This is a genomic window from Paenibacillus sp. CB74, from assembly GCF_055687625.1.
This window is the reverse complement of the sequence record NZ_CM146009.1, coordinates 1,551,999-1,567,484: the sequence shown is the minus strand read 5'-3', so window position 1 is coordinate 1,567,484 and position 15,486 is coordinate 1,551,999. Positions and strand designations below refer to the sequence as shown.

14 protein-coding genes and 2 pseudogenes are annotated in these 15,486 nt (G+C 38.0%); 3 read left to right on the top strand and 13 right to left on the bottom strand.

Translation table 11 applies throughout. The features are described from left to right. Positions 1–92 precede the first annotated feature (92 nt). Both ACX9NY_RS07170 and ACX9NY_RS07165 read left to right on the top strand, forming a co-directional pair. A complete protein-coding gene (locus tag ACX9NY_RS07170; RefSeq protein WP_472477816.1) occupies positions 93–281 on the top strand; it encodes a paeninodin family lasso peptide in 189 nt (62 codons plus the stop codon). Between the two features lie 397 nt (positions 282–678). Beyond that, positions 679–1,515: a class I SAM-dependent methyltransferase gene (locus ACX9NY_RS07165; protein WP_472477814.1), complete on the top strand. Its 837-nt coding sequence runs from the start codon at positions 679–681 to the stop codon at positions 1,513–1,515. A gap of 858 nt (positions 1,516–2,373) precedes the next feature. Here the strand turns inward: ACX9NY_RS07165 and xerS are convergent. The 13 genes and pseudogenes from xerS to ACX9NY_RS07100 form a co-directional block, all read right to left on the bottom strand. Continuing rightward, the gene (gene xerS / locus ACX9NY_RS07160) at positions 2,374–3,459 is read right to left on the bottom strand and encodes a tyrosine recombinase XerS (RefSeq protein WP_024634443.1); all 1,086 of its coding nucleotides are present in this window, start codon (positions 3,457–3,459) and stop codon (positions 2,374–2,376) included. Between the two features lie 262 nt (positions 3,460–3,721). Then, a pseudogene (locus ACX9NY_RS07155) lies at positions 3,722–3,907 on the bottom strand (VOC family protein); the annotation flags it as partial. Between the two features lie 78 nt (positions 3,908–3,985). Continuing rightward, positions 3,986–4,081: pseudogene (locus tag ACX9NY_RS07150) on the bottom strand (ArsR/SmtB family transcription factor); the annotation flags it as partial. A gap of 378 nt (positions 4,082–4,459) precedes the next feature. Next, entirely contained in the window at positions 4,460–4,696 is a 237-nt protein-coding gene (locus ACX9NY_RS07145; RefSeq protein ID WP_435874305.1) for an S-Ena type endospore appendage, read from the bottom strand. A gap of 102 nt (positions 4,697–4,798) precedes the next feature. Continuing rightward, on the bottom strand, positions 4,799–5,689 hold the full coding sequence (locus ACX9NY_RS07140) for a multicopper oxidase family protein (RefSeq protein ID WP_472477812.1): 891 nt from the start codon (positions 5,687–5,689) through the stop codon (positions 4,799–4,801). Positions 5,690–6,073: 384 nt separating this feature from the next. Further along, on the bottom strand, positions 6,074–8,062 hold the full coding sequence (locus ACX9NY_RS07135; RefSeq protein WP_472477810.1) for a peptidoglycan D,D-transpeptidase FtsI family protein: 1,989 nt from the start codon (positions 8,060–8,062) through the stop codon (positions 6,074–6,076). A gap of 167 nt (positions 8,063–8,229) precedes the next feature. After that, positions 8,230–8,847, bottom strand: a complete 618-nt coding sequence (locus ACX9NY_RS07130; protein WP_472477808.1) for a TVP38/TMEM64 family protein — start codon at positions 8,845–8,847, stop codon at positions 8,230–8,232. A 158-nt stretch (positions 8,848–9,005) separates the two neighbouring features. Beyond that, on the bottom strand, positions 9,006–11,441 hold the full coding sequence (locus ACX9NY_RS07125; RefSeq protein WP_175395181.1) for a heavy metal translocating P-type ATPase: 2,436 nt from the start codon (positions 11,439–11,441) through the stop codon (positions 9,006–9,008). Positions 11,442–11,460: 19 nt separating this feature from the next. Then, positions 11,461–11,658: a cation transporter gene (locus tag ACX9NY_RS07120; protein ID WP_024634437.1), complete on the bottom strand. Its 198-nt coding sequence runs from the start codon at positions 11,656–11,658 to the stop codon at positions 11,461–11,463. 256 nt (positions 11,659–11,914) lie between these two features. Continuing rightward, a complete protein-coding gene (locus ACX9NY_RS07115; RefSeq protein WP_081718281.1) occupies positions 11,915–12,244 on the bottom strand; it encodes a four-helix bundle copper-binding protein in 330 nt (109 codons plus the stop codon). Between the two features lie 181 nt (positions 12,245–12,425). Beyond that, on the bottom strand, positions 12,426–12,662 hold the full coding sequence (locus ACX9NY_RS07110; RefSeq protein ID WP_024634435.1) for a glutaredoxin family protein: 237 nt from the start codon (positions 12,660–12,662) through the stop codon (positions 12,426–12,428). A 47-nt stretch (positions 12,663–12,709) separates the two neighbouring features. Next, on the bottom strand, positions 12,710–12,913 hold the full coding sequence (locus ACX9NY_RS07105; RefSeq protein WP_024634434.1) for a cation transporter: 204 nt from the start codon (positions 12,911–12,913) through the stop codon (positions 12,710–12,712). A 311-nt stretch (positions 12,914–13,224) separates the two neighbouring features. Beyond that, entirely contained in the window at positions 13,225–13,545 is a 321-nt protein-coding gene (locus ACX9NY_RS07100; RefSeq protein ID WP_024634433.1) for a metal-sensitive transcriptional regulator, read from the bottom strand. A 149-nt stretch (positions 13,546–13,694) separates the two neighbouring features. Between ACX9NY_RS07100 and ACX9NY_RS07095 the strand changes: the two genes are divergently transcribed. Then, a complete protein-coding gene (locus ACX9NY_RS07095; RefSeq protein WP_472477804.1) occupies positions 13,695–15,284 on the top strand; it encodes a multicopper oxidase family protein in 1,590 nt (529 codons plus the stop codon). Positions 15,285–15,486: the final 202 nt, after the last annotated feature.

Here is a 15,486-nt window from a genome sequence, read left to right as displayed (position 1 = left end):
TGTTTACTTAGATACGTATTGTGTCTTATAATTCCCATAAAGATACATTTTGTATCTTTGAAAGTTGTATCACGCAAGTAATGTAAGGGTGCTTGCATCTTGGTTCCAGTTTTGTAGAAAGGAGGAGACGACCGCTGGAAACGAAAAAAGCGCCTTGGCAGGCACCGAAATTAGAGGTTCTGGATGTACGACAGCAAACGATGGCTGGCCGTGGATACAAGCAAATTGATTGGATCTCCGAACATGATGCAGACCTATATAATCCAGCGTCCTCAAGTTGAAAATCGTATTCTTGCTCAAAAGGTCGCCTGTGGGCGGCTTTTTCGATGCTCAGATGAGGTGTATCAGCCTCCTGTTGATGTAACATTAGTTCGAATACATTGCGAAATTCATTACGCCGCTCGACAAACATTGTCCAATTGAGGCCTTCACGAAAAAATGATTTCTATACATAAGCGATTTCAACAAAATATAGTGATGCATCATCGTAAACGGCTCTTCTTTTGTCAGCTTCAAATGGACGGGGGAGAAGGAGTCAAAAAAATACGCTTCTCTAAATACGATTGAATTGTGCATGATCAGATTCCCTTCGCTTCGTAAGTCATTAAATTGGATTCGTTTGTTATGTTAGAACAGGTTTTACACCATTCATAGCGTTGTGAGAGGGGAGTGATGCTTTTGAATACTTCTAAACAAATGATGCCTCATAATTCCAATGATCGTTTTAGTAAACTAGGAATTTATAGCGTCCAAAGTGTCTTTATTATTCTGTTCTTGCTGTTAACCCCTGTCTACTATTTGAACAAATGGGACTTTAAACGTCACAAAAAGCGGAAACCTTTCTACACCAGTAAATTGGTTCGATTGCAAGAGCGTTATCCGATTTTCTACGAATTGGCCATGTACGTTCAAAATTTCCCTATTCCTCGTAATGTCTATAAAATTTTACCCCCTTTAAAGGGCGATGTTCTTCAGGTGGGCTGTGGTACAGGTTTATTGAACAAGTATCTTCGCAAGCAGAAGGATGTTCGTTTTCTCAACATGGATCCGAATTTAAATGCTCTAAAACTTGGAAAGAAGTGGGGAAGGTTTAATTCTTATATCCATGCTTTCATTGATAAGCCAACTTCTTTACCTGATCATAGCTGCGATATGATTTTGTTTGCAAGAAGCTTTCATCACATTCGCTATCACAAAAAAGCCTTCATAGAGAGCTGCAGACTGTTACGTGACGGTGGATCTATCATTATTGCGGACCCGGTTGTTCTCAAGTCTCTTTCAGGTTCTGTAACAGACCGTGGTTATATGGCGAACTCTTCGATTGATGGTGTAATTTGGAGATTTACCAAAGAAACATTAATTACTCACATAGAGCGCTGTCTTCCTCCTGAATTAAAGATAGAATCCGTAACCGAAACGAGACAAGTGCATGTAACGAATTATAATTTATTTGTACCTCAGACAGATATCGTAGTGGTACTGCGAAAAAGGGAGGCTGTATACAATGACAACTAAATTTATTTATGGTGTTTGAAATCTGCAGCATTATTCAATGCTTATCCGTTGCTAAAGGTACCTCTCCACAGAGGTACCTTTTTTTGTTTATGATAACGTTCAGCCACTAAATAATGATTCTGAAATATAAGAACTAGTTCAGATTTTATTATTACCTTAAGATATAGTTACTTTCCGAACTAGTTACGGTAGATAACTAGAATATTGGTAACGGGGGGATACCTGTATATCGCAGAGTTTTCTTATCCTTCAGGTGAAGTGTAGGGCGGACCAAATCTTACTCTGAAGGGAAGGCTCTGTTCCATTATAGAGATATGGGAACAAGGTTTCATTGTCGGTATAGGTATTTGATCTGTTTCATGAAACTAACCCTTAGATTTATCCAGGTATAAAATAGACATCGCGGCTCAAGCTTAGAGAACATCGTTTCCACGCGATTAACCGCAGCCCAGAAAGTACCACTGCACACCATACCGAATAGTGAACGGAAACAGTTGAAAGGATGTCCAAGGACAAGAACATTGTGTCATTGCTGATTAGATTATTATCTAAATATTATAATAACGGAACTAATGTGGGCGGGATAAGGCTCAAATCGTTCTCTGAAGGCAAAGACGTTTAAAACATATGTACAAAATACGAATTTTGTGAAACAGTAATAATGATTTAAAAGCTGCACAGTGATTTTAACCCTGTACAGCTGTCCGTTGAAGTTAACCCTATTGCATTAGTGAACTTAAGGTTATTGCACAAGCAAAAAATGAAGATAAAGTTATTGCTTAAATCATAGCATCCATCAAATATGCAATAACTTTATCTTCAATAATGATCTACTGAGTTAACAATTGAACTTAAAGTTTATTGCATAAAAAAATTTAAATCCATTTTATTAACCGCTTTCTTCAAATCATCATCTGATAAATGTGTATATATCATCGTTGTCTGTACTGATGAATGACCTAGTTGATCTTTCAGTTTTGGAACATCATTGTTAGCCTTATGATATCGAGTTGCAAATGAATGTCTCAATGCATGCACATTTAAAGATGGTTTACCATAAAGATTAGCATATTTTTGAACTAACTTTTCTATGGCTCTTTGAGTAAGTCTTCGTGTGCCTCCTTTTCTTCCTACAGGAGCAGCTATAAATAAGGCTATCTCTTTTGAGCTGGGTTTATACTTTTGATCTCTAATTTTTATATATTCTTTGATGTCATATAATGCAAGATCACTAAAGTAAACATACTGCTCCTTACCGCCTTTACGGACTACTCGTAGTAAATTTTCAGTCAAGTCTACATCTTCAATATTAGCGCCAACCACTTCGGACAGTCTCAATCCAGATCCCAGAATCAAAGAAGCGATGGCTGTATCACGCTCACGATTAAATAAAAAATAGTTATATAATCTCTTATTTCCTTTAATCAATTCACCATAATCATTTGCAATAAATTGTCTGAATAGATTGAACTCCTCATGCTTCAGAATCTTACCACTGATTTTTTGTGCACTCGACTGAGCTGTGCTTAAAACAGGATTTAATTCTAACTTGGCCATCAGATTACGCTTAATATAAGGAGCTAATTCAGAAGTTTCAGCTTTATTCTGTAAGTAATTAAACAATGATTTAAGTGCAGCCAATTTTCTGTTCACAGTACTTTTAGAGTTCCCTAGTTGATTCTCCAAAAAGAAAAGAAAATTTTCCCCATCACGTATAGTCAATGATTCCAGTGTACTTAACTCAACTTCTTTACGACTACATTTAACAAGCCCCTCAGAAATTAGCCAGTCAAAAAAAATTATATAATCATGGCAATAGTTGAGCATGGTGGTTGGTGATAATTTTCTTTTTCTGCTATCTATATACTCTGTAACATACCAGGGCAAATCATCAAGTTTTTCTTCAATACGTTCTAAATATTTAATTTTTGTTTGCTTTTCCATGGGATTCTCCTTTTTTCTAAAGGATACTTTGTACATATTATAATTCAATATTTTTATTCGTCAAATTATTATTTTACGTAATTATATGAGATTATTTGATATCGTTCTTACCATACCATATATATCCATACCAGCAGCCGGGTTGGTTTGGGAAGATAATCAAGGATAAATTTAACATCAAATTAAACATTATTTCCGGCGGGGAGCAAAATTCCGGTATATTTGGCGCAGCGACAGCAGTAGAAGTACCACCCATGGATGCATGAAAAGTCACTGGATAGAGTACGTTTTTACCTTTCATTAGAGTGAGAATAAAGCCTTCATCATCAAACATAACTGCAAATGCGTTTCCCCTCGTACCTTCACATTTCATACCAAAATAAGTCTCTAAAAACTCGCGAGCAGCTGGAACATCAGTAACTGTTAGGTTCAGATGATTTAATTTCATAATTACACCCTTTCCTACATATTTTGTACGTCCTCCGTAGAGCTTTATCTTCAATCCAAATAATACCACATAATGGATCCGTTCTGTAGCGACAACACCGGCACTGCGAAGTTTCTGCAAATGTTGAGATACGGTTGATTGGGGTAGATCAAGACATTCCTGCACATACTCAAGAATTTTGTCCAGAAAAAGCTTTAATTACTCTTGAGAGCTAGTTTAATTTTTAAATGCTAACAGCCTTCTCCCGATACTCGGTGAACCTCTAAGTGTTATTGAGGTTTTAACTACATATGCTTATTATTTAGATGATCATCTAATCGGAATATGTTCTTGTCCTTGTCCATTTCGGCAATCGGTACAAGTTCTTGTCCTTACCTTGAGACAAGAACTTGTACCGATAACATAAAAAAGCCGCTAAAATAGCGACTTCAATGGGAATATGTTCTTGTCCCTCGCCATCTGCGGTCTGCTGCCACAATGTGTGCATAGCGAGAGGTTTGAGGATCTCTTTTCATTTTTTCATTTAATTACCATTAGAACTGCTGAATGTAGTCAGAATATTTCCATAATAAATTTCCCACTACAGTTATTCGTAATTTCTGATTCAGGTGCTACAATTATTTGGGTTATGTTTTGACAGCTACATGCTCTTGAATTTCCGGGGTATACTGGAAAAATGTACGAACCATCATTATAGAATATATGAACTAAAAGTGAGGTTGTATTCTTTTGATCATTATATATGGTTATTGATGCATGTAGTTCTTTGTTATTTATAGAGGACCAGATCGTAAGGTTCTCTAATCCCGTCTTTGGATCAAAAAATATTTCTCCACTTAATGAGATTTTAGCCCCTCCATTCGCTTTCTTTACTGGGTTATCATTTTTTTCTTATTTCTCATAGACAATTGTCTTAAACATTCCACCAATTGGTTTAGTGAAGTTATTGGATATATGATGTGGCATATGGCAATGGAAGGGCCATGTTCCTGGGTTATTCGCGCAAAAGAGTAAGTCGTATGTCGTTCCACTCGAAACTTCTATCGTATTTCGAAGTAATCTGGCGGAACTTGAGATTTCATTACCGTCTGCAGCTGTGAGAAGAAATTGATGTCCATGAAGATGAATGGGATGTGCATTCATTCCTATGTTCCCAAGACGAATACGAATGTTTTCGCCATATTTAACTGGTAAAGAATTAGAATATGGAAAACAACGCCCATTCATTGTGAAAAAATTAAAACTGTCCGTTAAGGGGTCTAAATCGTAATCTCCTTTCTTCAATTCACCCTTAGGCAGGCCTTGAAGATGAAATTCCTGAAGCATGATGAAGTAATCTCTATGAATATAGTCATTACATTCCGATTCTATTATAAATCCACCCCCTAGTCCCATTAATTCTTGAGTAACTGTATTGTGATGAGTATGATACATATGCGTTCCCGGTGCATTCATAATCTGAAAACAATAATCAAAGTATTCACCTGGTCTAATTTTGGGTGTTGGTTCAACTTCAGGAACACCGTCCATAGAGTTGGGGATATCCAGGCCATGCCAATGGACACTGGTTGCCTCCGGTAGATGGTTTATAACCCTGATCTTAACCCAATCGCCTTGTTTAACTCGTATAGTTGGACCCGGAATGGAACCGTTATACCCCCAGCCCTTCATTTTTATTCCAGGCAATAGTTCTCTCGTTACAGGCTCCGCAACTAACACAAAGCACTTCATTCCCTCTTCGACGGTAAAGGGAAGATCCGGGATATCCGGTGTGATAACCATAGTACTCCTCCATCCCAAATGGAATTGTTTACAATGGAGGATATATATGAAATTCGAGGCTTGTGCTATTACTTTATTTCCATAGCCGAATACTATGTCTAAGATGAACCTTAGTTTATATCAAATGCTTGCTCGCTAGTACATCCAAGGACATTTATGATTTTCAGCCTACGTTGTTGTTCTCCGATATAGTTATTTCTGTGTTGTGTCGCAGGAGCCTAAACGATATCCCCTAAGTGACTTCTTCTTCACTTTTCAAGTCCAAACAAGAAAAGCGTGCAACAATCGGAATTCTGCCCTATCCCCCAGTTCTTACTAACAACTCTTGCTATCATATGGCCACTATAAATCAATTGAATAATATTTTTGTTTTTATTTGACGGCTCATTTTGCTGGATTGCTACCCAGTCCATATTCCCTATCATAGGCATCAAATATTTCACGAGCAATGGGTGCTGCGCTACTTGATCCATACCCCCCTTCAGGTACAACCACGGCTACTGCCAGTTTTGGATTCTTACGAGGTGCAAAGGCGATAAATACGCCGTTCTCAACATTAATCGATTGACCATTTATATAAATAGTCTGCTGAGAGGTGCCTGTCTTTCTCGCGAAATCATAGGGAAACCCACTGAACGCGGCATCTACATTGGTAGACATTCCACGTTGAATGGCACTCCAGTATCTGTCATCATAATTTGCTGTATTTAGTGTTTTTGGTTTAATTTTTTTAACTAAATTACCCTTAGAGTCACGTATTTCTTTTACTAGGTGTGGTTCAAGACGTTGTCCTTTATTCGCTAACATCACGGTATACTGTGCAAGCTGCATTGTTGTATATTTCCCTTGTTGCCCAAATGAAGCAAAAGCTAAGCCTGTGAGTGCAGATTGATTTTCTTGGTTATATTCAATTCTACCTCTAAATTCTTTGGGCAAATCCACTCCAGTGTCCACGCCCAAGCCAAATTCTTTCATATATCTGTCCCATACTTTAATACCTTCAACATTATACTTGTTCCAAAGCTGCTCACCGATCATGTCAATCATAAAAGCATTAGATGATTTCATAATGGCTGTTTCGGGGTTTAGAAGTCCATATACACTTCCTGAAGAGTTTCTGACTCTGGTACGGTCTTTACCAAACTCCGCATATCCGCGATCCTGATATGTTGAATTCGGAGTGAAAAATCCTTCATTTAAGCCAATCAAAACACTTAATGGTTTTATTGTTGACCCCAATAATACGGTTGACTCTGGGTGCTTTCCGGTGTCGTTTGGAGGAAAGGATTCAACTGTACCATTTCTATAGATGTACTTAATCTTTTCATAATCCCATTCCGCATTCGGATCATAATCAGGCATACTTGCCATAGCCACGACATTACCGCTATCTACTTCCATTGCGACAGCAAAAGCTGTTTTTGCATTAGTATGAAGTTTTCCTGAAACTGGAGTCCGCTGTAACCAATTCAACTGTTCTTTTATAGCTTGTTCTGTTTGAACTTGTACGTTTTTGTTGATGGTCGAGATGATATCGTATCCTTTTTCTGGAGGGAGCATGTTTCCTCCCTCTTCAGGCAAATTTAACGCATTAATGGGGATCTCTTTAAAACCACTTTGTCCTCGTAACACGTCCTGATATTGAAGTTCAAGACCATCAACACCAACATTTTCTAGCTCAGAGTATACAAGCCCAGGATTGGTTTGAGTTGGATTTAAACGATCAATTTCTTTATATTTTGCTAGTGTCTTTGATGTTTTGAATGTTTTCATGTAACCAATAGCTTGAACAGCCACGCTATCCTTATCATATTTGCGTTTGCTTTCTTCCACTACACTCAATCCAGGAATGATATTTTTATTCTGAAGAAAGTAAGCGACTTCTCTATCAGATAGGTCACTCTTGATCAATCTCGGAGAATAACCTTGGGTCTGTCGATATTCCAGATCCATCGCATTCAAAATATCATCTACCGAGAACTCTTTACTCCCTGGATCTTTAAATTCCTGAAATACTTCATACAATTTTTCTGCAAATTGACCAGCTTCCTCACGATTGGGATTTTTAGGCCCCCCCTCCTGTTGACTATAATTTTTATACAATGTGATGTATAACGACTGAATGGGCTCGGAATATGCCAATTTTATTTTACCTGATGAATCATAAATGGAACCACGAACGGGCAACAAAGGACTTGTTCTGGTGACACTTTCACTTTGTAAACGGCTAAGCTCGGGGCCTTCTACGAATTGCATATAAGCGAGACGAATGATGATAACTGAAAAAATGACAAAGGATACAAAAAAGAAAAAGTTAATGCGAAACTTAGAACTGATTGGTGCTGGTTCTTCTGCATCGTAATGATTGTTCATCTGATAATACTCCTCTTGGTCGTTCTTAAGTAACAGTGTAAATTTTAAATTTGAAGGAAGTGTGTTTTTTTGTTATATCAATACAACCAAATTTCAAATAGCTGAAGGCAAAGCAAAAAAGCTCTACGAGGACGTAGAGCCTTTTTTGTCACCTTATTGAATTGTATTTATTCTTTATATCGAAGATATATTCTATAGCCGATAAAAACCAGTAATAAAAATGAAGCATACATCAAACTGACTTGTACTAGTCGTGTTTCTTCATTCCATATTTCATGCCCTATATAGGCAAAGGTCATCATTGCGGGGATTTTACCTAATAAGGTTGCGAGTATGAAAATCTTAAAATTTAAATGGAATACTCCTGCGTAAATATTGATTGCCGCAGCTGGTAAAATGGGTATGATGCGAGCTGATAGAATCATCCAAAACAGGCGCTGGCTACTCATCGCATGTAGTTGATCTAGAGATGTAAATCTCTGGGTAATCCTTCTTCCCCAAGAATAAAGTAAGTATTTTGCCAATAGATAGACAATAATCGCAGCTAAAGTGGATATGGCCACGTTCATAGTACTGCCCAATACTACACCATATTTAGCGCCGATCACTCCACCTACAATGCCAAACGGGATCACAGGAAACATAGCAAGAATAGTAATTACAAGAAACATCAGAGGTAAGCTAGCCGTATTATCCCCAGCTATCCATGCATACAATAAATCCCGCTTCATGAAAACAAGCATAAATACAACCAGGTTAATACAGAATATAATCCATTTTTTCAACCTAACATTCTCCTGAACGAATTTCTAGTTTACAAGTGAGTTTTGGCAATCTTTTTCTAACGTACACAGAGGGGTACCCCTGTTACTGATACTTTATATAATGTAACACAAACGTACCCCTATCTTTATATTATACAATGATTTTATCACGTCAGTTTTTAAGAATTACGTATTTTCACACGTTGTAGCCGAAGTGCATTAAGAACAACAGATACTGAACTTAATGCCATTGCAGCACCAGCTACCCATGGAGCCAAAAGGCCGATCGCAGCTATTGGAATACCCAGCGTATTGTAACCGAGTGCCCAAAATAAATTTTGTTTAATGTTAGCCATAGTTTTACGGCTCATATAAATAGCGTCAGGGATACTTGAAAGATCGCCACGCATCAATGTTACATCAGCAGCTTCCATAGCAACGTCTGTTCCTGTACCAATAGCCATTCCGATGTCTGCCATAGCAAGGGCCGGAGCATCGTTTATACCATCTCCTACCATCGCTACCTTTTTACCTTGTGCTTGCAGTTTTTTAACTTCTTCCGCTTTACCTTCAGGGAGAACTTCAGCCAGGACGTGGTCAATGCCAACTTGAGCCGCAATCGCTTTTGCCGTCCGTTCGTTGTCCCCTGTAATCATAATGACCTGGATACCCATCTCCTTCAAACGGCTGACAGCAGCCTGAGAGGTTTCTTTAATGGTATCTGCCACAGCAACCATCCCCGCATACTCTTTATCAATAGCGACAAGCATAGCTGTTTTCCCGGATTCCTCTAAAGTAGACATCATGTTGTAAGCTTGTTTTGCTTCTACATCGAATTTATCCATTAGACGACGTGTACCAATTAATAACTCTTTACCACTCACAACAGCCTTGATTCCAAAGCCTGGAATGGCCTCAAAGGATTCTGTTCTGAGCAGTTCAATATTTCTTTCCATAATGCCCGCAACTATAGCCTCAGCTAATGGATGTTCTGAATTTTTCTCAGCTGCCCCCACAAGTTTAAGGAATTCTGTTTCATCGCCCTCGACCAAAACATCGGTAAGTTCAGGTTTACCTTTTGTTACTGTACCTGTTTTATCGAGAATAATTGCATCAATTTTATGGGTCTGTTCCAGATGTTCTCCACCTTTAAACAAGATTCCAAGTTCAGCTGCACGTCCAGAACCAGCCATAATGGAGGTTGGTGTAGCAAGCCCAAGTGCACAAGGACAAGCAATAACCAGAATGGCAATTGCTTTTTCTAAAGAACCAGCAAAATCACCCGGTGTTACTCCGAAGTACCATACCAAGAATGCCACTACAGCGACTCCTACAACAATCGGCACAAAAATCCCTGAGATGACGTCTGCTACCCGTTGAATAGGAGCTTTTGATCCTTGCGCTTCCTCGACAACTTTAATAATTTGTGCAAGAGCTGTTTCTTTACCTATTTTTGTTGCTTTCATTCGAAGCACACCGTTTTTGTTCATGGTTGCTCCGATAACAGCATCCCCCACTTTTTTTTCTACAGGGAGACTTTCACCAGTAAGCATCGATTCATCCACAGACGAGAGTCCTTCCAGAACTTCCCCATCCACAGGCACTTTACTCCCTGGTCGAACAATTACAACATCACCTACAATCACTTCTTCCACGGGAATGGTCAATTCTTGATCTTCTCGGACAACTATCGCCGTCTTGGCTTGAAGTCCCATTAGGGATTTAATAGCTTCTGACGTACGTCCTTTTGCCAGGGATTCGAACAGTTTCCCCATAACCACTAAGGTAATCAACACGGCACTTGTCTCATAGTACATCGCAGGTCCATGATGTACGCTACCGCCTTCAATTGCCCAAACGATGGTTAAATACAGACTGTAAAAATAAGCAGCTGAGGTCCCTAATGAAACAAGAACGTCCATGTTTGCACTGCCATTGCGTAAAGCTTTATATGCACCAATATAGAAGGGTCTTCCGATATAAAATTGAACTGGCGTTGCTAATGCCAATTGGAACCATGGATTCATAAAGAGATCTGGTAACCATACCCACGAAGTAAATGAAAAGTGACTTACCATTGCCCAGAGTAAGGGAAACGATAAAATCGCAGAAATAAGAAGTTTTCTTTTTTGTTTTGATAATTCTTTTTGTCGACGTTCAGCTGGGTCGCTTTGTTCCTGTTTCGGTACAGCTTGATAGCCGAGTTTCTCTACTCTCTTTTGCATATCAGTCACAGAAACATCTGCCGGATTATATTCGACATGAGCAACTTCCATGGCGAAATTTACGGTGGCCGTGCTTACGCCAGGTAACTTATTCAGAGTCTTCTCGATTTTTAAGGCACAAGCCGCACAAGTCATACCGACAAGTTCCAAATCAACGGCTTCCTTAACTGTACTGTAGCCAAGCTTCTCAATGCTTGCTTCCATCTTACCGATGTCGACTTTACTTGGGTCATATGTTACTGTCGCTTTTTCCATCGCAAAGTTTACGTTAGCTTCTGATACACCTTCCAGCTTGTTCAAAACCTTCTCAATTTTTAAAGCACAAGCAGCACAAGTCATACCTGAGAGTTGAATTGATGTTTGTGATTTTTTCTCTTCAATTGTTGACACTATATATACACCTCACCTTTTAGACTTCATATCCTTGCTCTTCAATAGCCTCTTTAATGGTCTCTAGAGTCACCTTATTTTCATCATATACTACGGTAACAGTGCCATTTTCAAGATTAACATTCCCTTGAACACCGAGCGATTTCAAAGCACCTTCGATTGAGTTGACACAATGTACACAAGACATGCCATTCACATTTAACACTTCATTTTTCATAATTCACTTCTCCTTATATATGAGATTTTTATTTCAGTAATATTAACTTCACTTCATGTATAAAGAATACCCCCCTACCCTATATTTTGTCAAGCGCAATACCCGAAAATTTTAAGCCCATTTTATTGTTGATATGTAATTATGTTATTCTTCCTTTTCAAAATTCGAATTATTTCTTAGGAATTTAATAAAAGGAGTTCTCTCAGAATTTATGAACTGATTCTGAGAAAACTCCTTCTGTGCTACATTTCTTTTATTAAGCGGCCATTTCACGACACATTTTTGCACAAGCAAAACACGCTTCTGCACATTGTTGACAATGCTCATGATCATGTTTTTTACATTCGTTCCCACAAGCTTCACAAGCGTCTGCGCAAGCAAGACATATCTCTTTAACATATTTGCTATTGATCGACATGGCATGAGCGGCAAATTCACAGATATCCGCACATTCACGATCCAAGCGAATACATTCTTTCATCATTCCAATATGCTCCTCATCTAAACAAGAAACATAACAATGATTACATGCAACCATACATTTTAAACACTCTTCAATACACTCTTTGTACTTTTGATGTGACATTATAATTCTCCTCTCGTATCTAAAGTAGTAGGGTAGTCCCTTATTCTATATTTACCCCATATAGAAATTTCTATTCATGGCGGCATTTCAGAAGATAATCTACTACTCTAGAGTGTGAAAGAGGATAATTCTGTGCACATTTCACAATCGATGGAGTGAACCGAAATATCATTTAGGGTTCTTATCCAAGAAGTGTTTTTTCAATTTCTTGACGATTGAAGACAAATCCGAAATAAACTTTACCTTCAATGAAAATTGTAGGGACCAAATTTTTACCTGTTCGTTCGCGCAGAAGGACAGCATTTTCTGGATGATCAGCTATACTAAACTCTGTATACGGTATTTGATGATCATTTAAGAATTTTTTGAAATTTTTGCAATCTTCACAAGTTGGCGTTGTAAATACCTCGACATGCATACGCTTCACCTTCTTCTAACTTGAAGTAATGATTCAAGAAGATCATGTTATTCGACTATGTCGTAGCCTTGATTTTCAATTGCTTCTTTAATATCCGAAAACTCTAGTTTGGTTTCGTCAAATTTAACTTCAACCTTACCTTCCGCGAGAATTACTTTTCCTTCTACGCCTATTTGATTTAAGGCACCTTCAATTGAATTTACACAATGCCCACATGACATACCTTTTACTTTTAGTGTAACATTTTCCATTTTTCATACTCCCCTTTAATTGAGTTTAAATATATGTTATTTCATTGAGGCATGAACTCTTTTGATTAATTCATTCACTACTTCAATATGCTTTGTTGACTCCATTAAGTGCACCTGCAGCGGATAGGAGCATTAGGCCTCAATGATTGTTTGTCATTGGACCATTAACTTCATCCTATATTGTCCAAATGAATGACTTTTAATGTACATCACCTCCTTCATTAATACCATACCCCCCCTCACTATATTTGTCAAAGTATTTAGCTGTAAACAAAAAAAGAGTTTTTGCAAACCCTCTTTTGTTTACAGCACTATTTGATTAATTTATTTATGGTCACTAACAATTCATCTATAACTTCGTTTTCACCTTCCTGAATTCGTTCAATTACACAGCTTTTCATGTGATGCTCTAACAAAAGTTTTCCAACACCGTTCAAAGCCGATTGGACTGAAGAGATCTGATTCAGCACATTATCACAATAGGTATCTTTTTCGATTAATCCTTTTAGCCCTCTAACTTGTCCTTCAATTCTGTTAAGTCGGTTAATTAAATTATTCTTTGTTTTCTCAGAATGATGGCTCCTGCGTTCTTCCGTGTTGCATGACTCATGCTCTTGAATTAGGTCTCCCATTTTCCGATCACTCCTCATTATTTTATCTTATATTATACTATAGCCCCCCTATACTATACAAAATGAAATTCATCTACATTATTTCTACATATATTTTCTATACTATTATCGTTATTACCAATCAAATACAAAACGGTGGAGGAAAGAATATGAAATTGATGCTTTTAAAGAGGTTTATCGTAATTGGTTCTTTAGCTATTCTCGCTACGGGATGTACTAATGCGATTAAAAATAATGCAATGGAAGGAATGGATCATTCAAACACGAATAATCCTACTTCGGCTGGTTCCAGTCCTGTGAAATTCACATCTAGTACTCCAGTGGTAAATGGCAAAGAATTTACGATCACCGCACAAGAGAGCAATCTTGAAGTTTCCAAAGGTAAGATATTACCTGTTTGGACTTTCAACAATTCTGTCCCCGGACCTCAAATCCGTGTAAAGGTTGGAGACAACGTAAAAATCAATCTAAAAAATGAGTTGAATCAGCCTGTCTCCATTCATTGGCACGGCTACCCCGTTCCGAATAACATGGATGGCATTCCTGGCGTTACACAAGATGCCGTTGAACCAGGTAAAACATTTACGTATACGTTCAAAGCTAATGTACCAGGTACCTATTGGTATCATTCTCATCAAGACAGTGTAAACCAAGTGGATAAAGGCTTGTACGGTTCCCTTGTTGTTGAGGAACTGAAAAATGACTATGACCGGGACTATACTCTCATGTTAGATGAATGGATGAGTTCCAGCGACATGAATACGAGTGATTCCGACAATATGGGTATGAAAGAGATGAATCATAATGAAATGAATATGTCCGGATCGGATATGAACATGGACGAGAACACTACGGGTATGGGCGGACATGATATGAGCATGTATGACCTATACACGATAAACGGGAAATCAGGTACTGCCATTGATAAACTCATGGTTAAAGAGGGCGATAAAGTTAGAATTCGCTTAATTAATGCAGGATACATCAGTCATCAAATGCACTTACATGGCCACAATTTTAAAGTAATAGCGTCGGATGGACAGCCCATAAATGAACCCGAGATGATAAAAGATCAATTACTTTCTATAGCTCCTGGAGAACGTTATGATATTGAATTTACAGCGGATAATCCAGGCTCCTGGCTACTTGAAGAACATGGAATTGAGTCGCCGAAACAAAATATGAAAGCCGTTATCCAATACGAAGGTTCAAAAGTTCAAAATGACAATTCCAATGCTTCAGCTACGCTTCCTGTGTTTGACTTCGAAAAGTATGGTAACATGTCAGATTCATTATTTTCGTTGAATCAGATATTTGATCAAAACGTGACAATGAATTTAAATACAGAAATGAAAGATGGAGAAATGGTGTACACCATAAACGAAAAGGTATTTCCGGATACAGATGTCATAAAAGTCCAGAAAGGTGACAAGGTCAAAGTTACTTTTGTGAATCAGTCCAAAACGGATGACCATCCTATGCATCTCCATGGACAGTTTTTCCAAGTGCTAAGTAAAAATGGTCAATCCTATCAGGGATCAACGATCATAAAAGATACACTAAATGTTAAACCAGGGGAAACTTATGTTGTTGCTTTTGAAGCCGATAACCCTGGAAATTGGATGTTCCATTGCCATGACTTGCATCATGCTTCCGCGGGAATGGTAACGGAAGTCATGTATACAGATTATGAAAGTAACTATACACCTGATCCGAGTGTGGAGAACGTAGCGGAATAAATAAGTAGCATTGATTTACTCTTTATTAAGATCTGCTAATAATACGTTAAAAGATAAACAGAAGAAATTATAATGCGGCGATCTTTCCCGGAATGTAACCGAGGATTGGTTGCCGCATTTTTTTAGAAACACCTTAATTGTAAAAAAGCGATACTGTTCCGCTTAAATGCATATCATTCTCTTCTATTAGCTAGCATACCAA